Raw genomic sequence first — 19,986 nt, forward strand, 5'->3', positions numbered from 1 at the left:
CTAACACTCCTCACTCCTATAAATTCCGTCCATCTCCCACACCTTCAGAGAGCGGACATACACATCCTCATCCCCTTTAAGGGAAAGTCCTTTTGACTCCGGCAGTGCCGGGTATATTCTCGTGGTCAAGCTCTTTTTTTCATTTACATACGCTTCTGCTAAAGACCGGTCTAGAAGCAGACGAAGAGAGAATGGGTCCTCTTTAAGCTGCACTTTCCCTCCCTGAATGCCCCCCGTTCTTTCCGAATCATCCAGAGTGGAACAGGTTCGGTCTACATAAAACGCTTCACGTGTACCGTCGTAATAAAACAGTGTCTCTTCCCGACGTTCCGGAGCCTGCCGGACATAGATGCCAACCGGCTCATCAACCGCCTCGATCTCCAGCTCAATATCCAGCATATCGCCCTTGACTATTTCAAGCTTTCGATTCGCCTCAGCCAGGGTCATTCCCTTTACATCCACGAGCTGTCTTCCACGAAGAGACTTCACTTCTTCCACCGGCCTGATGCCCATATCATTGTCCTCACTCAAAAAAATTTCTGCCGGCATCCCTGCGTTATGTGCCCATCCCGCAGCATATTCATACTCAATAGGACGCTCCCCTTGGGCAATCGTAAACAAGATAAGCCTGTTTTTCACCGGGTCCGCCATGGCGCTCGGCCCGGTAAAATGAAAGTCACCGTAATCAAACAAACGCGGTTCTTCAAAATCCGGGAGGAAACGTTTCGAATCGATGTCCCACTTTCCGATCCAGTAAAACACTTCAACGTCCGCACCTTCACCTACAGGGCTGATGATAAAGACATGCTTTTCCTCTCCCTTTGTATCTTTACCAAGGGGAAGGAGAATGGGCAGTTCCCAAACGATGCCGAGATAAGGGAAACTTTCATAATCGCTCACGTAAAGGGGACCGTGAAACGTCCATTCTTTTAAATCCTCTGAGCTGAATAATAGAGCCGTACCGCCTTTTCCATTAATACCCGAGGCCACGAGCTGAAACCACGTCCCGCCCTCTTTCCAGACAAAAGGATCACGAAATCCATCATCATATAAATCGTACCCTTCCGGTTGGACCAAATCCGGCTTATTCCGCTTGCTCCACTCTGCCAGTGTCGAATCGGCAGCGTCCACCGGGTGCGCCAGAGCCACCATCTGGTTTGGCAGCCTTTGATGATTGCCTGCCGTAAAAAACAGCACCGGCTCTCCGTTTTCATCCATATGCGCACAACCTGACCATGTACCGTCAGGATCCACCGCCCCAAGTTCCGGCGCCAGTGCCACAGGGGCGTCCTCCCAATGAATCAAATCGTCACTTACCCAATGACCCCAGTGAATGTTCCCCCAATACGGCCCCTGAGGATTGTGCTGATAAAACAGATGGTATTTCCCTTCATAATAAAACGGTGCATGGGGTTCGTTCATCCAGTGCCCCGGAGGTGATGCGTGAAAACGGGGGCGATGGACATCACTCGTGAAATCATCACGCTGAATCGCAATCGTTTCTTTTTCCAGCACCGGGTGTCTCCCTGCGCGAAGATATCCCTGATAAAGGGTCGCCACGTCTTCATTTGTTAATGCCGAGTCGTAGATCGCCACATCATCCATCAATCCGCTAAACATGTTTAAGGAAAACGTGTTTTCCACCATAAATGGATCATTGTTTTTCCCGATGTATAAATCCGCATCTGCAAGCTTCAAGGTTGTTCCCTGCAGCACCTGTTTTTTTCCCGCTGTCTGTCCGTTTACTAAGATCTTCATCTCACCCAGAGCACTGTCAAAAACCGCTGTGACCATCGACCATTCGTTTTTCTTAAGAAAGGTTCGTTCACAGGTCAGCTCCTGCCATCCGATATTGAGCCCCACGTGAAAGCCTAGTTGTCCGTGTTTATGAAACCCCAGAATAAACCCCGTCTCACAAGCCCGGTCGTGCTGATTTACAATGGCGGAAAGCCGCTCGTCTTCAATGCCTCCAAAAGAGCGCGGTGCTATCCAGGCAGATACGGTAAAACCTTCTGCCGGTAGAGCAATCTGCTCTTTTTCACGCGTGATAAACGTAGAAAAACCATCAAACCAAAGCGCCTGTCCGTGAATGCCTTTTCTTCGTTTACAGACACGATCCGGCTGAAACCGGGCCTCATGAAAAACATAGGAAAGTTGATCTTTGAGACCTTTCACCTCATCTGTGACAAAACGCTCATTTCCTTCTTCAAACCGCCATCGTGCCAACAATCCATCCTGTTTTTCCATCTCCTCACGCCTTTCCTGCATGTTGTGCTTCATACTCATACGAAGCTCCGATTTTTTCAAACGCCATGTAGCAAATCATGTACATGAGGTAACCGCTCAATGTGCCGATAAACAGTAAAAGCACCGGCCAATGGTAAACAAAATAAGCAGTAAAAAACATAACCGCACTCCCCAAAAGAGTATATGGAAGCTGGCTCACTGAAATGAAAAACGCATTTCTGACTTTGAACCTCAGCGGCAGCTCAAAGTGAACAAGGACCGGAAACAAATACACTGTCGTAAACACGAAGCCGATGATAACAAGACCGATGAACGCCATAAGGACAAACTCAAATACGGATGAAAAGGGATCGATTATCCGTAGATTCACGTAAACAACGGCAAATCCAGCTGTCCAAAGCAGCGAAACACCCAGACTTGTTTTGAGGTTTCTCCTGAAATACCGCAAGAAGGGTACGACCACAGCCCTATTATCGTTTTTATGCCAGTCCCGAAGAACGCCAAACATGGCGGTTGTGGCAGGAAATGCCGTCACTAAAGGAAGACAGCAAACAATCCAGACCAGGTTAAGAAAGAAAAAATTCGCGATATGTTCAAGCCATTGGTAAAGCTTTGAATCGAGAAACCCCATCATCATCACCTTCTTCTGTTTTATAGTATGGGGCCGGTCCTATTCATCCGGCCCCAAAAATTGAGACTTCTTTACTGGTTCTCATAAAAGCGGTCGTAACCGTCTTGATAAATCTCCATCAGCTCTTCGAGTCCCATCTGGTTGAGCTGCTCTACAAAATCGTCCCATTCTTCCTCAACCCCGCCATTCATAAGCCAGAGTGCCTGTTTCTCTTCCACCACGTTCAAAATGTCTGTTTGTAGACGGTTGATACGCTGAAGCTCTTCAGGTTCAAAGAAAATGTTTGGATACTTCTCATCTACCGCGTACGGCTCGTAGTGCTCTTCGATATCAAGCAGACGTTGCTTGGCACGGGGATCCATTTCCACCACAGTTCCGAAATGCTCTGCGAGGATCACAGACGGACCGTTTGGTGCCACAAGCTGGCGGTACTCACCCATGGAAACACCCTCTTCAAGTTCGGCCCATACAAGCGTGCCGTTTTCGTCACGCTCAAACACATCGTCTTCCGGTCCCCAGTTGATCTGAGCGGACATTTCCGGATCATACAGCTGGTCTACCCAACGCATTGTAATTTCAGGGTTTTCGTTGGCAGATGTAATGACAAATGCGCCGCGCCCCATGTCAGAAGCGTTGGCACGTCCGACCATGTGATGACCATTCGGTCCTTCGAGCGGCCCGAGAAGGGCATAGTCACCTGCTCTGTCAGGTCCTACAATCTCTTCTGTTTCCCACCAGATATAAGAACCGAGGCGGGCATCTTCTGTTTTCCCTTTTGCAAAATACTGACTCACATCGTGTGTGAACGATTCTTCGTCAATGAGACCTTCTTCCACCCACTCGTGGAAGTAGGCTGTCGCTTCTTTAAACTCAGGCTGCACAGCTGTAAAAAGAACTTCACCGTCTCTTACAATCCGGTAATCAGGATTGTTCGGCACACCAAATGACGCGTATAGATCCCCCATGTTCCCGGTCCAGAAGTTATACATAAAGCTCAGTGGAATCGTGTCATTCTTACCGGTATTGTTTGGATCCTCATCACGGAATGCACGCAGCACATCACCATATTCGTCAAGTGTTTTTGGCATATCCAGACCAAGTTCATCGAGCCATTTTGTATTAATGGACAAAAAGTTCGGGAAGTCCCCTATTCCTGCTTCCTCTGCTGATGGCAGGGAGTAAATGTGTCCGTCCGGCGCTGTTACAACACTTCTTAGTTCCGGGCGCTCTTCCATTCGTGCCGATAAATTTGGTGCATATTCTTCAATTAGATCCTCAAGTGGAATAATCGTCCCGTTTTGCCCGTATGTCACCAGGTCGTTATCAGAAAACGACGCATTGTAAAAGGCATCAGGCAGCTCACCGCCGGCAAGCATCAGATTCTTCCGCTCCTCATAGGCATCAGCCGGAATATTCGTCCAGTCGATGGTGATGTTTGTGTCTTCCTCCAGCCAGTCAAAAATCACCATCTCATCAAAGTCCGGTGCCAGTGGTGCTTTTGGTGACACAAATTCAAGCGTGAACCCGTCTTCTTCTACAATGGGAAGCCCTTCTGAATTGAACTCCGCTGACTCCTTCTCTTCCCCGCTGCTCTCATCGGAGCAGGCTGTCAACCCAAGTGCCACAATCCCTGCAGATAACCCTAACCATGCTTTCGAAACGTTTCTCTTCACCTTGCAAACCCCCTTAAGAATTTATCTTGCGAACACCGGCGAGGTAAAATAACGCTCCCCGGTGGAATAACCGAACCAAAACTTCCAACCCCATTAACCTTTGATCCCGCCAATCATGACACCCTGAACAAAATACTTCTGAATGAACGGATATACAATGAGAAGAGGCAGACTTCCGACGATGATGACCCCGTATTTAATAAGCTCAGCAATCCGCTGCTGTGCAGCAAACGAATCGAGATCGCCCACCATTGAGGCCGCTGCCTCGTTCTGAATCAGAATGTTCCGAAGCACCATCTGAAGCGGGTAAAGACTCTCATCATTCAGATAAATCAATGCGTCAAAGTACGAGTTCCAGTGACTCACTGCGTAAAACAGAACCATAACGGCAATAATCGGTTTGGACAGCGGCAGGACGATCTTGAGGAAGAACTTCGTATTCGAACAGCCGTCCACTTTCGCCGCCTCGTGCATTTCGTTTGGAATCGTTGCCTGAAAAAACGTCCGGGCTACAATGATGTTCCACACGGCCACAGCTTTCGGAATGATCAGTGCCCACATCGTGTTGACCATCCCAAGGTCTTTTACGACCAAATAAGTGGGAATCAAGCCGCCGGAAAAGAACATCGTGAAGATGAACATGACCATGAAGAATGTGCGTCCGTAAAAGTCCTGTCGCGATAATGCATAGGCAGCTGTCAGCGTGAGTGCAATATTAAGTGCAGTCCCAAGCGTGGTGTATATAATGGTGTTTTTATATCCCGTCCAGATCTTACCGTCCTGAAAAATCCGGATGTACCCCTCAAACGTAATGTCCCGCGGAAACAACCATACATCTCCGGCAAAAATACGGTCCGGATTACTGATCGACGCAATAATGACAAAATAGAGCGGATACATAACCGCAATTAAAAGGAGAGTGAGCAGGGCAATGTTGAAAAAATCAAATATCTTATCCTGTTTTGATCGGTTTATTGACGACAAATCCATCGTTTCACTCCTCCCCTACCATAGTCCCTGTCCTGAGATACGCTTGGCAATTCGGTTGACATACCAGAGCAGGATCAAGTTGATAATGGCGTTAAAGAGTCCCACGGCAGCCGCGAAACTGTACTGAGCCTGCTGCAACCCGACCTTATACACGTATGTCGGGATAATTTCAGACGAGCTCTGATTGAGCGGTGTCTGCAGTAAGTATGCTTTTTCGAAGCCAATGTTCATGATATTTCCGACTGAAAGAACGAGCAGGATAATCATGATCGGCAAGATAGCCGGAATATCGATATGAATGACTCGCTGGAACTTACTCGCTCCGTCCACAATTGCCGCTTCGTGGAGTTCCGGATTGACCGCAGCCAGGGCAGCCAGATAAATAATTGCTGCCCAGCCGGTTTCCTGCCACACGCTTGAACCGACATACAGTGGTTTGAACCAGTTCGCGTCGGCCAAAAAGTTAATACTGTCCATGCCAAAAATCATAATAAAATTGTTGATCAGACCGTTATTGGAAAAGAATACATACGCCATTCCAACAAGAACAACGACGGAAATAAAATGAGGTGCATAGATGACGGTCTGTACAAATCTCTTGTAACGCTTAAAGATCAATTGATTGAGCATAAGTGCCACAATAATCGGCAGCGGGAATGTAATTACCAGCTGCAGCACACTCAGTGACAGGGTGTTATACATTAACGTCCAGAAATTGTACGATTCAAAAAAACGAATGAAATGCTCTAATCCAACCCATTCACTCCCAGTGATTCCAAGTGCCGGAGAAAAGTTCCGAAACGCAATCTGTACCCCGTACATAGGCCAATAGTGGAAGATAAGAAAATACACAAGGGTCGGAAGTAAAAATAAATACAGTTCCCAATTCTGTTTTATCAACTTCCATCGGTTTTTATGGTACTTAGGCGGTTTTTCAATTCCCTTTGTGAATAGTGGAGCCGGGTTCGGCATCGAGTTGGACTCTTTTGATAAACCAGGTTTCATCATACCCCTCCTTCTATCTCTGTTTTCATTTACGTAATCGATTACGTAAACCCTGTGAAGATAATCATGCTGATTAGCATGATCCTCTGATCACCAGTTCAGACGGCAACCGGTGCAAACGATAAGGCTCTTCATTTCCATTAAGCCGATCGATCAGAAACTCCACCGCAGCTCTTCCAAGTTCATAGGACGGCTGTTTAACAACCGATAGCGGTGGTGACGTAATCCGCAGCCAGTCGTAGTCATCGAACCCAATAATGGCCACATCGTCCGGAATCCTGACTTTGTGATCCTGCAGATACCTCACCGCGCCCATTGTCATGACGTTATTGGCTACGAAAATCGCCGTGACCCCTTCTTTCACCAATTCTTCTGTCAGCTCTTCTCCGGTCTCGAATGTGGCTTTCCCTTCTTTAATCAGGGCTTCATCCAGGGCGAGACCATTATCGGTAAACGCCCGGCGGTACGCTGCCAGTCGTTCGTCACTGGTTGTTATTCCAAGTGGTCCTGTTATATAGCCGATGCGATGATGCCCTTTTTTAATTAAAAGTCTGATCCCATCGTACGTACCGGCGCCACTGTCAATCAGTACCGTATCCCCGACGCGATCCTTTGGCTCCCGGTCAATAAAGACGGTTGGATATGTACCGTGGAGGTTTTCTCTGTAGTCATGCTCCTTCGAGTCCACCGGCGCCACGATAAGCCCATCAATGAACTGCGTATTAAACACTTTGATCTGATTCTGCTCCACTTCAAGATCCTCGCCACTGTTACTCAAAATGAGATTGTAACCGTTTTCTTTTAACACCTGTTCAATCCCATTCGCAATGGACATAAAGAAAAAGTTTGACGTGTCCGACGCCACAAGGGGCACGAGCAGACCAATAATATTTGTTTTCCGGCTTCTGAGACTTCTAGCTACCGAGTTGGGCTGGTAATCCAGCTCTCTCATGGCTGCATAGACTTTCTTTTTCGTCTCCTCTGCCACGTACCGCGTCTCGTTAATCACATGAGACACCGTTGCCGTGGATACATTGGCTTTAATAGCAACATCCTTCATACTTGCGTTCACCATGTAAGCGCCCTCATTTTCTGATTTAGTTTCAAGTAATCGATTACGTAATCGATTACATTAAGTTTATACCTGATTTTATAATAATGTCAACAAAATTCTGAATATTTTTTCGCAATAAGACTTTTAGTAGGATTGTTTTACTTTTTACAAAAGTGCTGTTTTTCAAAGCTTATCCTTCCGTAGGGGGGACTCATCAATGGACGCGAAAGGTCGCTGGTTTTTTCGAAAAAAAAGAAGCTGCCTCCAAGAGACAGCCTCCTTCACTAGTCATCCTCATTTTCCACTTCAAATACAGCCGTTATACTTTTGTCCCCGTCAATCGTTATGGCTGCCGCTCTGCCGCTGCCGGAGTAAGCACCGGTCCAAGTATAAGTGTACCCTGAATCAGGTATTGCCGTAACGGTGACTTATGTTCCTTTTTCAAACCTTGACCCGGATGGTGCGACGGTTACGGAACCGCCGCCTTCACTTCCTGCTGTGAGAGTAGGAAGTCGTAACTGCTATTCTTCTCCCTGTGATTCTTCCTGCTCTTGATCATCTTCATCCGGTGGTAAGTCCTCTTCTATATCTTCACCTTCTTGTTTATCCTCAACATTTTCGGAGTCACCTTCTGCGGGCTCTTGACCAGATTCTTTATCTTTCTTTTCATCTTTATCTGGTTCTATAACTTCCTTTTTCTCTTTCTCCTCACCTTTACGCTCTTCTTCTTTCATTCCGGAATCTCTTGATGATTCTTGCCTGTCAGGGGAATCCCCACCTACTGAAGATCCTCCGGAAGTGCCGCCCGAACCGGAGCCCGTGGAAGCCTCTGTTTCAGTGCCCCCGGTATTACTGCTTTCATTTTCCACGGCTTCCTCCTGTTCCTTACTGAAAACAGCGGTCATATGATGATCCCTGTCCATGATTACGGAAATGGATTCAGCCGATCCCGTAACGCTGCCCTCCCACCGGACAAACTCCCACCCGCGGTCCGGTACAGCAGTCAGGGATACGGTATCACCGTTCGTATAGGTCATGGTGTCCTGAAGTACCCTGCCGCTTCCATCTGTTCCTACTGACAGATCATAGGATCCTTCCTCGGTGAAAACTGCGGTGACAGAGAGATCACCTTCCAGAGTGACAACCAACGGGTTATTCAACGATTGGGCCTCTCCATGCCAACCTGCGAATTCCCAGCCTTCAGCCGGTACTGCATGTAGGGTAATCTCTGTACCGTAAGTCAATTCCTCTGGCTCCGGTGTGAGGCTCACGGTCCCTTCCCCTTCAATCTCATAATCTACTTTAACAAGATTATCACCATCAATCTTAACTGTCACCTCTGATGTGAGGTCGTCTGCTTCTGCCGTGATCGTTTCAGTACCGCTTTTTTCAGCAGTGAAGAGGAAATCTCCGTCCTCTGTTTCGCTCAATGTCCCGAGTTCCTTGTCCAGGGACCACTCAGGCACGATGTCCATCTCGTCTTCTGCCAAATCAAACCCGGTTACTGATAGCGTTACCTCTTCTCCAATGCTCATTTCAACAGCATCAGCATCCTCGGCCGACACAACCAATTCATTGAGTACCTGTTCGGCAACCTCAAAGTCTTCAGATAGGGTAAGGGACTCGATCCCTGCATCCAGGGTTACTATCCCGATCTGTTTAGGTACGATAAAAAGCTGACCTTCTTCATCGTGACTAAACTCTCCTGATCCGTTTTCCAACGTCCACTCTATTTCCATATCAACAGTGGTGTCCTCGTCCCACACAAGCATCAAAGGATTTTCATAGTCTTGCTGAAGACGGGAATGGGCGGACTGAATGGACAGGCGCTCCGTGATCTCATCCAACATCTGGTCCATACCTTGGGAGCGGGAAGATCCGCGACCGTCCAGGACCGTTTGAATGCCTTCTTCAATGCGGCCGGTATAAAAATAAACATCCGCCAACGTGATGTAATAGGCCGACTCTCGTGGTTTCAGACGGATTCCCTGAAGGAGCGTATGCTCAACTTTACCCCACTCTTCAAGCATAAAGTAGGCTTTTGCAAGACCTAACCGTGCCGGAAGGTGCCCGGGGTCTATATTTAAATACTCGAGATAATACTCAATGCTAGTTTCATAGTCTTCTTCTTCAAAATAGGCTTCTGCTTTTTCAAAAAGGCTGCCTGCATCTTCCGACTGGGCTGCGTTATACGTAAACGCGCCGGCAATCAGCACGAGAATGACTGTGAGGGCAATAATAACGATCTTTTTTCTATCCATTGGTTCTTCCTTCCCTAAAAACTGTAAGAATTATGTATTATAAAGAAAACATACCATAAAGCGACATCATTTTACATCGTTTTCAGGAAGATTCGAGAATGGACCCGGTTCGGGCAATAAAAAAACACTCTCCCACATTAGAAAAGTGTTTTAAAAAAGTCCTATTGATTTGCTATCTCCCGGTGGGTCGTCACTCCCCCAATGACTTTGCAGTCTTCACTGCTGATCGTGAGCCAGACACCTTCCTGTTCGAGGCGCGAAACCAAATACTCTGGCAGAATTTTTCGGTTATTCTCTGTATTTACTAACGAAAAATCCCTGCCTATGGCTTCAGCCTCACACTCTTTCCCAATCATTCCCCTGTACCAATAGCTCTCTTTCTGTGCACTGCAAACCTTAATGATTAGCAATTTAGTCCCCCCTGCACACATATTGATTCTATGTAATCACCCTCTATGTTACTAATAATTTTAACATAAAATTGAATTGAAAATCATAAATTTAAGGAAGAAAAATGGAATAATTTTGTGTCTATTATTGTTTAATGAATAAAAGACTAAGAAACACTGACAGTGTGGGAAAGGTTCACCCGCTTCCTAAAGAAGCAAAAGAACCATCCTCCCCCCTTTTTATAAGACATAAAATAAGCACCTGCCACAGGACAGATGCTGTTATAAACATATGGGCACTGCACTCTCCAATTCTCAAATCCGAATCTTCACAAACGCCCGGTCATCAAAAGACACATTTCCTTCTACCAAACCTTTTGCACTTGGATTTTCCCTGATACAAAGAGGATCTTTAACCAAAAGTTCCTGCAGATGCGCTTCGGTTTCTTCGAACGTTTCAAAAATCATCGGATATCCATCAGATGCGAGGCACAGGTACCCGGTATCTGTCGGGACATCAACCGTTTTGATTGCTTCCACATGCAAAGGATAACCGTTGATGACTTCGTAACTGTATGGGTGTGCGGGATCTCCATTTTGGAACGCAAACTGCTGCTGGATAAAAGGCTTAACAGCTTCAAATCCCATATCATGGGAGAGAAGCTCCTTTTCAGTCTTTCCTTTAACCAGCTGAGCTTCTACCATCATGGCCCGGGCATTGGCTGTAATATCATCGATTATTTTTGTGTTTTGAAGTGCGTTTCCTTCCAGAAAACACTGGCAGTCTCCGATCATCCATATCTTCCGATAATGCCTGCTGTATAAAATCATAGCAGCGCTTGGGCGCAGGTGAGGAACATCATCCACCTCTTCTGCTATACCGATTTTCCGATTAAGTCTATGAAGGTCGATATTGATTTTATCTACAACTTCTTTTATGCTGTCTCTTTCATCAAGTCCCCTAATCGTATTCTTGATCGTCTCAGCTGCAAGCCTTCCCGGGGCTTCCCCGTCATAAAAGCAGCCTGAGACATTCGTGACACCATCTATTACCGCTGCAAAATGATCGGTTACAACGATCTGGTCTTCACAATCCCTTTCGTTGCCTGTTTTGGCTTTGAGAAAATACTCGATTATCTCCAACAATCCTTCCCCCTAGTCAAAGTAAATACTCGGTGAGCCTGCATCCATCTCCTTTAAAGCCACGTCCAGCTGCTGCTTTGTCATTCGCTCAATTGAAAGCGGGGGTAAAGCATCCGGTGAAAAGAAACCCACATCTGTTGTCTCTTCACTTCCCCTGATGGCTCCCCCTGTGACCTCGCACTTAAAATAACACGTATAGATATGTTGAAGTGTTTTAGATGGGCGGTGCTTGGTCTGGTCAAAGAAAGCCAGCAGTTTCGTTGCCTGTACATTCAAACCGGTCTCTTCTCTTACCTCTTTTTCAATGTTTTCCCCAGGGGTCACTCCTGTATCGCACCAGCCACCGGGCAAACACCACAAACCGTCTGCCGCTTCTTTTACCATAAGCAGCTTCCCCTCAGCCATAACAACTGCCCTTACCGCCATTTTAGGAGTCGCATACCCTTTTTCTACCGGAAGAAGCCGTTCAATTTCTTCAATTTTCTCCTTTGATAAATAAGCAATCATTTCATTCGATAAATCGTTCATTTCTTTATAGCGCTCATAATCAAAATGATCATTACCGTACTCAAGCCCTGTCTGTGAGACAGCCTTTAATCTTTTGGCCCATTCAAGCAATCTTTCTTCAATACCCACGTGATCACCTCTCACTTGTGTTCCTTTCAATTTCCCGTGCACGCTCCATTAATTCCGTCCAACGTTCAAAGGTCAGCCTGCTCTCCGCATCACCGGTATATAAATGTTCATAACCAGCCAATTCAACCAAGTTGCCTCCCATGGGAAGTTTCATGAGAAAGGACCGGTCAAGCAGCTGTTTCTCCTTTGAAGGCAGCCACCCTGTTTCCGATAACAAAGCGACCTGTTCCTCTTCTGTAAAAAGAAAAGCAATAAACTCGGAAATGACCTCCTGCTTTTCTTTATCTGAACCCACGACCGCCAATCCATTCCCTCCGACTAAGATGGGAGACCCTTCTGTTCCCTGAAAAGGGGTCACCTGTAAATCGAACTGGTTTCGGATCAAACTTAACAACGTCGTTTGATGTCTTGATGAACTTAACAGCAAACCCGCTTCTCTATTAACAAAGCGCGTTAAGGCCATGTGATGATCCAAAGGTGGAATCAGCTCATAGTCCTGAACAATCTCTTCCCACCACACTTCAGCCGGCCGGTCAGACTCCCCTTCATTCCAGGACGTCCAGTACCACGGAAGTTCACGATCCGTTTGAAAAGCATGGAAGGTTCCGCTGCTGTTTCGCTCATTTACTCCTTGTTGAAGCTCTGCAAGCTGTTCGTTCGTATGTAAGTCATTAAAATAGAAAGGTTCCAACCCGTTCGTTCCACCAACCAATGAGGCATTTGAATAAACGACAGGTATCTCAATCCCCAAGGGAACCGCATAAAGGATGTCATTCAGACTAAATGCGTCATAAATGGATTTGTGAAAATGTTCATCAACCCCGATTGCGTCTATCGGGGTAACATCCGGCTCTTCCAAATCGGAAAAACCATATTGAGCATTGAGCTCAATCACATCAGGGGCTTCTTCAGTATCCCTTCTCACTTCCCAATCTTCCAGGAGAGCTTCTGAGTCGTCATACATTCTTACATTCACTCTTACTCTTTCATCTGCAGATTCGAAACGTGTTACTGCTTCTCTTACAGCAGAAGTGGTCGTCCAAATGGTAAACTGCTTCTCAAACGTATCTCCTCTGTCCAAGGTGAACTCCTGGTTGTAGAGGCTGAAAATATACCAGCCGATAATCAAAACGGCTGCTGTTGAAACAATAAATAAAACCTTCACCTTCATATACAAGCTCCTAAATAACAGATAATACCTTTATCTTAACTGAAAGCCACTTCAGGGGAATAGTCCAGAATGAAAACAATCTGCACGATTCCCCGTTTCCGCGGCTAAACTGACTTGGTATTCTTTGAGACTGAAAGAGCTGCATCAATCTTTTGACGCAAGTTTGCTAAAACACTCGCTTGGATTTCCTCTTCAGGTGATTCGACAATAATTCTCAGGAGGGGCTCGGTGCCCGAGAACCGGACACCACACCACGTTCCGTCTTCCCACTCCCATTTCACACCATCCATACGATTGGTTTTCGTCACCGGGGCTTCATAGATGAATTCGGGATCGAGACGATTTACCAACTCCTTAAGATCTTCTTTTCTACCACTCGAGTAAGCATAATTGTCCTCTTTATAATGTCTGATGCCGTAACGGTCTTTCACTTCTGATCGAATCTGCCCGAGCGTTTTACCGGTAACGGCCAGCATTTCCAATAATAAACCGGCAGATAGGATCGCATCTTTTTCAAGTAAATGGCCTTTGATTGTGATCCCGCCGGAACTTTCACCTCCGATGATGGCATCCGTTTGTGTCATCCCTTCGGCAATATGTTTAAATCCCACAGGTTTTTCAATACACTCGAAGCCAAAGTCCTCGGCCACACGATCAAGAAGGTGGGTCGTGGACACATTTCTGACTACAGCTCCTTTCTGCTTCCGGTACTTGAGCATGTAGTAATAAAGAAGGGTAATGATCTCGTTCGGGTGGACGTACTCTCCGTTTTCATCAATGACCGCAATCCTGTCTCCGTCCCCGTCTGTTGCTATGCCGATATCATAGTCTCCCGGCTTTTCTTTCATCATGGAGACCACTCTCCACAGCGTTTCCTCCGTAGGTGCCGGCACACGACCGCCAAACAAAGGATCCATGGAATTATGAATGGTCCTCACCTGACACCGTGCGTCCACGAGTAAGGTTGAGATGGCATTGACCCCGGTTCCAAACATGGGGTCGTACAAAACTTTCAGCTTTGCTTCTTTCAGCTTGTCCATGTTCACCTGAGATTCAATAAAGGTAATGAACTCATCATGATAATCAAGCCTTTTGATCAGTCCTTCCCTTTCTCCCAAGTCGTACTCCATCGTTTTAATATGGGAAGTGGGTATTTTGTTTATGGACTCCTGTAGTTCGGTTGTGACCTCTTCAGTAGCAGGAAGCCCATGTTCTCTCACGTATTTGATTCCATTATAAATATAGGGATTGTGACTTGCTGTAAATGTCAGCCCGGCAGCTGTCTTTTCTTCGATGGTTACGAAGTTTACAAGAGGTGTGGGAACAGAAGGAGTGAGTAATAATACTGGAATGCTGTTGGCAGCAAACACTGCTGATGATGCTTTGGCGAAGTCTTCTGCCATGAACCGGTTATCGTACCCAATAACGACACCTTGCTTCTCTTTGCCGCTTTCAATAATATGATTGGCGACTCCCTGTGAAAACCGCCTTACATTATCAAAGGTGAAATTCTCACCAATAATGTCCCGCCAACCACCTGTACCAAACCGTATCATCATGAATCTCCCCTTTGTTTAAGATAAAGGTGAGTGCGAAATCCCAATCGCTAACCCAGGACTGTTTCGCACTCTCCTTTTAAATCAGATATTGAACTCTTTTTTCCCGGACAACTTGGTGATCACAATCAACGACACGATCGTACTTAACGACAGGATCGATGCCAATGCCGCAGCTGTACCGAAGTTTGCGGTGAACACTTCACTGTAAATGGAGACCGTAATGGTAGCTGTTGCTCCATAGTAAAGAACAATGGTTGAACTTAACTCATTGATCGTCGTTACCCAGCTCAAAATGGCTCCCGATAAAACACCCGGTATCATTAACACAGCTGTGGTTTTAAAGAATGTCTTCATTGGCGGGACACCCAGACTGATGGACGCTTCCTCCACGCTTTTGTCAATCTGATAGAGAATGGCGGTACTCGATCTCATCGTATACGGCAGTTTACGTATACAGTAGGCGATAACAAGGATGACCCAGGTACCCGTCAGTTCTATAGGCGGCTCATTAAACGCAATGATCAGACTGATTCCCAGCACCGTTCCCGGCATAACATACGGAATCATAATCAGTGCATCCAATATCGACGTAAGCTTGGAGCTTCTTCTGACAATCACATAAGACAAGGTGAGACCGGCAAATACCATGATTACGATCGAAATACTTGCATAGGTGAACGTATTTTGTATCGCCCCGGGAACCCGGTACATCACCTCACGATAACTGTCCAGACTGAACTGTGGCACAAATACAGGCCCGTTTGTCTTTAGGAAAGACGTGGTGATAACCGTCGCCTGCGGAATAATCGACACCACGATTACACTGAACACCATCAGCGTGGCTGCCAGCCGAAGTGGCCATTTAAGCTTTATAAGTTTAGGAGGCCGCAATGCACTCATGGTGTATGTTTTCTTTGTTACTAAGTACCTTTGAACGAACAGGACGAGCGTCGTAACCGTCAATAGAATCATACTTAACGTACTGGCCATTGCAGGGTTGGTTCCCATTTCACTGATAAACTGTTCGTATGCAAGAATCGGCAGTACCTTCTCACCCTGCCCGATCAGCATCGGTGTGCCAAAATCTGCAAATGACGCCATAAATACCATCAGCGCCCCTGTAGACAGGGTTGGGAAAATTAACGGCAATGTGACCTGACGGATCCGCTGCCACCCGGCAACACCCAGGTTTTCCGACGCTTCTTCCAAGGAACTGTCTATCGTTTTCAACGCCCCTGATACATAAAGGTAGATATGGGGGTAAAATTGCAGTGTGAAAACCCAGATCATCCCGTGAAGCCCGTAAATAGACGGAATATCGAGTCCGAAATTACCCAGGAAGTTTGTGATGAACCCGTTATTTCCGAGCATTAAAATCCAGGAATAGGCTCCGATAAACGGCGGGGATAATAACGTAAGGACGATCAGTATATTAATCAGCCCTTTAAACGGGATATTGAACCGGGACATGGCATAGGCCAGCGGAATCCCGATACAGCATGCAAAGAACGTAGCTGATGTAGATACAATAAAACTATTAAATAGAGCACTGTAGTAATAACGGTAGGAAAAGAAATCCCGGTAGTTTTCAAGAGAGATTCTTCCATCCTGCCAGAAACTATTAATAAAAATATTGAACAGCGGATAAAGAAGGAATAGACCGATGAGAAGAAATGCAACAATGGTAATTCCGTTCCAAAAATCCAGCCGAAACTTAAAGGGATTTGACTGAGGAGTTGTCACTGGTTTCGGGCTCATTGAGGACCTCCTCCCCGCTCGCATTAAATACCACAGCGTCTTTTGGGTTAAGGTCAATTCGTACGTAATCCTTTATCTCCCTCAGTTCATGGTATCGAATAGAGTGTTCATGCACACGAACCTCGTCTCCGTTTTCCAACCCTACACGGTAGACGACAGATTCTCCTAAAAACGACGCATCCGTTACAACCCCGCTCAGGGCTCGTTCACTGTGATCGTTGTCTCCAAGAATGTTGATTTGCTCCGGTCTGATAGAATACAAAACGTCTCCTTCATAATTGTTGTTCAGCTCTATCGGATAGGCTGCTCCGCCAACGCGAAGAGTCTTCCCGCTTACAGTACCATCCAAAAAATTGGTCGTGCCGATAAAGTTGGCAACGAATTTATTTTTAGGGTGGAGGTAAATATCATGTGGCTTTCCGATCTGCTGAATTTTACCACTGTCCAGAACAGCAATCCGGTCAGACACAGCCAGAGCTTCTTCTTGATCGTGTGTGACATAAATCGTTGTGATGTTTAGTTTCTTTTGCAGATTACGGATGTCATCCCTCATTTTCACACGTAACTTTGCATCCAGGTTCGAGAGAGGTTCGTCCATCAATAACAAACCAGGATGAATGACAACGGCTCTGGCAAGTGCTACCCTTTGCTGCTGTCCGCCGCTAAGCTGGGATGGCTGGCGATCTTTTAAGTGGGAAAGCTCCACCATTTCCAGTGCTTCTTCTACCCGCTCTGTCAATTGCTTCTTGCCTACCTTCCTTGCTTTCAGACCGTAAGCCACATTGTCAAAGACCGTCATGTGAGGAAAGATGGCATAGTTCTGAAAAACCATACCGATGTTTCTTTTATGAGCAGGAAGGTCGTTGACCAGCTTTTCATCGAAGTAGATGTCTCCCTCTTCCTGTCTGTAAAACCCTGCAAGCATTCTGAGAAGAGTGGTTTTTCCACACCCGCTCGGACCAAGGAGGGTGAAAAACTCCCCTTCTTTTATTTGAATATCAGCACGGTCAACCGCTCTTGTTTCTCCGAACAGTTTACTAACCTCTTTGATGTTGATGCTTCCCATGTCCTTTCCTCCCTTAAAAGAAAAGGGATCAAGAAATGTCCCGATCCCTTTCAGTACAATATATTACTGCTGCATAATTAACTGCTGGAACTGCTGCATGACTTCTTCCTGATTTTCAGCAGACCATTCAAAGTCGTAATCGACCATTGGGATCTCTGAAGAGTCTACAAGACCTTCAGGAGGATCAATATCCTCACGAATGGAACGACGGTTAAATTCTTCTACAATCATTTCCTGTACATCCTCACTCACTAAGAAGTCCATAAACTCCTGTGCTTCTGCACTGTTCTTTGAATCCTTCACGAGTGCCATGCCATCCGGAACTGCTGACGTTCCCTCTTCAGGGTAGGCTACATTAACGGGAGACCCGCCGGCAATGTAACGGTGAGCTGCTTCTTCAAGGGTAATTCCGATCGGGAATTCACCATCTGCAATACCTCTGAATACCATACTCGATCCGGAAAGCATCGTACCGTCAAGGTTCTCCACGAAACGCTCAACAAAATCCCAACCCTTTTCTCCGTTTTCTTCATAGGCAAAAAGCATCGTCACGAGCTGTGTATAGGAAGATCCTGAGCGGCCTGGATCCGTGTAGGCAATTTTCCCTTTCCACTGCTCATCCAGAAGGTCTTCCCAGCTTGTAGGTGCATCCTCTTCACTGACCATCTCTTCGTTATACATAATGACCATCGGTAAAGCGGAGAAGCCTGTCCAGTGGTTCGTAGGGCTCTTATATTCCTCCGGTATGCTGTCATCTTCACTTGTTACATACGGTTCAAAATAATCATTGTAGGCTTCGAGGGACTCGGCACCTCCGCCCCAGAACACGTCACCACCCGGATTGTTTGATTCAGCCTGTACCCGGTTCAGTAACTCCCCTGTTCCGCCGGTTACAAGGTCCACCTCAATCCCGGAACGCTCCTGAAATTCTCTTACAATCGGGTTGATAATTTCAGACTGGTGCGGTGAGTAAACGGTTACAACATTTGATGAGCTTTCTCCGCTTGCATCATCCTCTGCGCCGCAAGCAGCTGCAAAAACCGTTAATACTGCAAGAGACGAAGCCAGAAACCCTGCCTTTTTCATAATAAATCCCCCTTTAATGTAGTAATACGTTTTCCTTGTAATCTATCGTAGCAGGTCTGAAACTGATTTTAATGTTGTAATCTTTCTGAAAAAGTATGTTTTTTTTCCTGTATGCCAAACTTCTATTCCAATTACCATTTCAGCCGGCAAAAGGGCTGGGACAGAAGTGTTTTAGTCAACGAGAATCCGAACAAATAACATACGGTGCAAACAAGTCGCTCCTGAAATATACTCCGCTTTCCGCGGAAAGCTGGTGAACCTCCTCGTGCTGCGCACTGTGGGGTCTCACCTTTGCTTTTTCATTCCGCAGGAGTCTACGTATATTTCATCCGCTATGTTCGCGTATTGTTCGGATTTTCAGCTAAACACTTTCTTTATGTCCCAGCCTCTTAAACGCACTATTTATCTTCCATTTTCATAGGGTCTGCTTCTGTCCAATGTAAACTCGATTAGAATCGGCAGGTGATCAGATACACTTGTATGAATCACTCTGGCATTCTGGTATTCTAGGTCTTTATCCGAAAAGATGTAATCAATTCTAGCATTTGGTTCTGTTACTTCACCAGTCTCAGGATCCACATAAGGTGCAGGAAAGGTGTAGGCATCATTTAACCCTAGGCTCACAAAGACATCATCGAATCTTTCTTCCATTAAATCTATTTCCTCGTCACCGGGATAAGCATTGAAATCCCCTACGATAATACTTGGTTTATTGTCTTCATCTACAATATCAAAGATCTCCTGAATGTTAACCAGCCGCTCCACTTCTTTTAATCCTAAATGTGTATTGAAAAAGCGAATATGGTTTCCTTTTACATTGATTACTGTTTCCAGTAACCCTCGCTGTTCATTGTGTTCACCTTCAATAACCATGAGAGTGAGAAGGTGATTTTGCGAATCAATGATTGGATACTCACTTAACACAGCGGTTCCATACTGACGGTTGGGATCTCCCTCTTCTAACGGCTCCCGGTCAAGGTTTGCCCCATACACATAATGCATATCAAGACGTTCTGCGAGCCATTTCGCCTGATCTTCAAAATCACTTCGGTCGGACCAATGACGGTCTACTTCCTGAAGACCTATAATCTCAGCACCGGATTCTTCAATCTCCGTTGCGATTCGTTCCAAATCCATGACTCCGTCCATCCCTCGGCCATGAGCAATATTAAATGACATTACGTCCACGTTTACTTCATTTCCCCTTGGAGTATCGGCGCTTGCCTGGTGGTTGACGGGAATGATAAATGAAAACAGCAAAGCAACTGCGAAAAAGACTATTAATCCTTTTTTTCTTGTTTTCAACTCAATCGCTCC

General features: G+C 46.1%; 16 protein-coding genes and 1 pseudogene. All 17 read right to left on the reverse strand.

Going from position 1 to position 19,986, the window contains the following annotated elements:
• Nucleotides 1–2,286, reverse strand: coding sequence for a GH32 C-terminal domain-containing protein (locus EBO34_RS13425; RefSeq protein ID WP_122899385.1), 2,286 nt, complete (start codon nucleotides 2,284–2,286; stop codon nucleotides 1–3).
• The gene (locus tag EBO34_RS13430) at nucleotides 2,252–2,878 is read right to left on the reverse strand and encodes a YesL family protein (RefSeq protein ID WP_183163877.1); all 627 of its coding nucleotides are present in this window, start codon (nucleotides 2,876–2,878) and stop codon (nucleotides 2,252–2,254) included. The genes EBO34_RS13425 and EBO34_RS13430 overlap by 35 nt, the downstream gene beginning before the upstream one ends.
• 71 nt (nucleotides 2,879–2,949) lie before the next feature.
• Nucleotides 2,950–4,551, reverse strand: coding sequence for an ABC transporter substrate-binding protein (locus EBO34_RS13435; protein ID WP_122899390.1), 1,602 nt, complete (start codon nucleotides 4,549–4,551; stop codon nucleotides 2,950–2,952).
• A gap of 93 nt (nucleotides 4,552–4,644) precedes the next feature.
• Nucleotides 4,645–5,541: a carbohydrate ABC transporter permease gene (locus tag EBO34_RS13440; RefSeq protein ID WP_122899392.1), complete on the reverse strand. Its 897-nt coding sequence runs from the start codon at nucleotides 5,539–5,541 to the stop codon at nucleotides 4,645–4,647.
• A 15-nt stretch (nucleotides 5,542–5,556) separates the two neighbouring features.
• Nucleotides 5,557–6,513: an ABC transporter permease gene (locus EBO34_RS13445; RefSeq protein WP_122900097.1), complete on the reverse strand. Its 957-nt coding sequence runs from the start codon at nucleotides 6,511–6,513 to the stop codon at nucleotides 5,557–5,559.
• A gap of 106 nt (nucleotides 6,514–6,619) precedes the next feature.
• The gene (locus EBO34_RS13450; RefSeq protein WP_122899394.1) at nucleotides 6,620–7,621 is read right to left on the reverse strand and encodes a LacI family DNA-binding transcriptional regulator; all 1,002 of its coding nucleotides are present in this window, start codon (nucleotides 7,619–7,621) and stop codon (nucleotides 6,620–6,622) included.
• A 263-nt stretch (nucleotides 7,622–7,884) separates the two neighbouring features.
• A pseudogene (locus EBO34_RS21225) lies at nucleotides 7,885–8,016 on the reverse strand (hypothetical protein); the annotation flags it as partial.
• 105 nt (nucleotides 8,017–8,121) lie between these two features.
• Nucleotides 8,122–9,861, reverse strand: a complete 1,740-nt coding sequence (locus EBO34_RS13455) for an InlB B-repeat-containing protein (RefSeq protein WP_122899396.1) — start codon at nucleotides 9,859–9,861, stop codon at nucleotides 8,122–8,124.
• Between the two features lie 161 nt (nucleotides 9,862–10,022).
• On the reverse strand, nucleotides 10,023–10,271 hold the full coding sequence (locus EBO34_RS13460; protein ID WP_122899398.1) for a hypothetical protein: 249 nt from the start codon (nucleotides 10,269–10,271) through the stop codon (nucleotides 10,023–10,025).
• 294 nt (nucleotides 10,272–10,565) lie between these two features.
• Entirely contained in the window at nucleotides 10,566–11,393 is an 828-nt protein-coding gene (locus EBO34_RS13465) for a hypothetical protein (protein ID WP_122899401.1), read from the reverse strand.
• Between the two features lie 12 nt (nucleotides 11,394–11,405).
• The gene (locus tag EBO34_RS13470) at nucleotides 11,406–12,029 is read right to left on the reverse strand and encodes an NUDIX hydrolase (protein WP_183163878.1); all 624 of its coding nucleotides are present in this window, start codon (nucleotides 12,027–12,029) and stop codon (nucleotides 11,406–11,408) included.
• Nucleotides 12,030–12,033: 4 nt separating this feature from the next.
• On the reverse strand, nucleotides 12,034–13,200 hold the full coding sequence (locus EBO34_RS13475) for an ABC transporter substrate-binding protein (RefSeq protein WP_122899405.1): 1,167 nt from the start codon (nucleotides 13,198–13,200) through the stop codon (nucleotides 12,034–12,036).
• 104 nt (nucleotides 13,201–13,304) lie between these two features.
• The gene (locus EBO34_RS13480; protein ID WP_122899407.1) at nucleotides 13,305–14,759 is read right to left on the reverse strand and encodes a phosphoglucomutase/phosphomannomutase family protein; all 1,455 of its coding nucleotides are present in this window, start codon (nucleotides 14,757–14,759) and stop codon (nucleotides 13,305–13,307) included.
• 81 nt (nucleotides 14,760–14,840) lie between these two features.
• Nucleotides 14,841–16,517: an ABC transporter permease gene (locus tag EBO34_RS13485; protein WP_122899409.1), complete on the reverse strand. Its 1,677-nt coding sequence runs from the start codon at nucleotides 16,515–16,517 to the stop codon at nucleotides 14,841–14,843.
• Entirely contained in the window at nucleotides 16,474–17,583 is a 1,110-nt protein-coding gene (locus EBO34_RS13490) for an ABC transporter ATP-binding protein (protein ID WP_122899411.1), read from the reverse strand. Before EBO34_RS13490 ends, EBO34_RS13485 begins: the two co-directional genes overlap by 44 nt.
• A gap of 63 nt (nucleotides 17,584–17,646) precedes the next feature.
• Nucleotides 17,647–18,669 (reverse strand): ABC transporter substrate-binding protein, encoded by a 1,023-nt coding sequence (locus tag EBO34_RS13495; RefSeq protein ID WP_122899413.1) that lies wholly within the window; start codon nucleotides 18,667–18,669, stop codon nucleotides 17,647–17,649.
• 402 nt (nucleotides 18,670–19,071) lie between these two features.
• Entirely contained in the window at nucleotides 19,072–19,974 is a 903-nt protein-coding gene (locus EBO34_RS13500) for an endonuclease/exonuclease/phosphatase family protein (protein WP_249414097.1), read from the reverse strand.
• Between the last annotated feature and the right edge of the window lie 12 nt (nucleotides 19,975–19,986).

It is taken from the genome of Alteribacter keqinensis (genome assembly GCF_003710255.1).
GTDB lineage: Bacteria > Bacillota > Bacilli > Bacillales > Salisediminibacteriaceae > Alteribacter > Alteribacter keqinensis.

Coding starts and splice junctions, on each gene's coding strand:
- EBO34_RS13425 (WP_122899385.1), bottom strand. CDS start 2,286: ATGAGTATGAAGCACAACATGCAGGAAAGGCGTGAGGAGATGGAAAAA.
- EBO34_RS13430 (WP_183163877.1), bottom strand. CDS start 2,878: ATGGGGTTTCTCGATTCAAAGCTTTACCAATGGCTTGAACATATCGCG.
- EBO34_RS13440 (WP_122899392.1), bottom strand. CDS start 5,541: ATGGATTTGTCGTCAATAAACCGATCAAAACAGGATAAGATATTTGAT.
- EBO34_RS13445 (WP_122900097.1), bottom strand. CDS start 6,513: ATGCCGAACCCGGCTCCACTATTCACAAAGGGAATTGAAAAACCGCCT.
- EBO34_RS13450 (WP_122899394.1), bottom strand. CDS start 7,621: ATGGTGAACGCAAGTATGAAGGATGTTGCTATTAAAGCCAATGTATCC.
- EBO34_RS13455 (WP_122899396.1), bottom strand. CDS start 9,861: ATGGATAGAAAAAAGATCGTTATTATTGCCCTCACAGTCATTCTCGTG.
- EBO34_RS13475 (WP_122899405.1), bottom strand. CDS start 13,200: ATGAAGGTGAAGGTTTTATTTATTGTTTCAACAGCAGCCGTTTTGATT.
- EBO34_RS13480 (WP_122899407.1), bottom strand. CDS start 14,759: ATGATGATACGGTTTGGTACAGGTGGTTGGCGGGACATTATTGGTGAG.
- EBO34_RS13485 (WP_122899409.1), bottom strand. CDS start 16,517: ATGAGCCCGAAACCAGTGACAACTCCTCAGTCAAATCCCTTTAAGTTT.
- EBO34_RS13490 (WP_122899411.1), bottom strand. CDS start 17,583: ATGGGAAGCATCAACATCAAAGAGGTTAGTAAACTGTTCGGAGAAACA.
- EBO34_RS13495 (WP_122899413.1), bottom strand. CDS start 18,669: ATGAAAAAGGCAGGGTTTCTGGCTTCGTCTCTTGCAGTATTAACGGTT.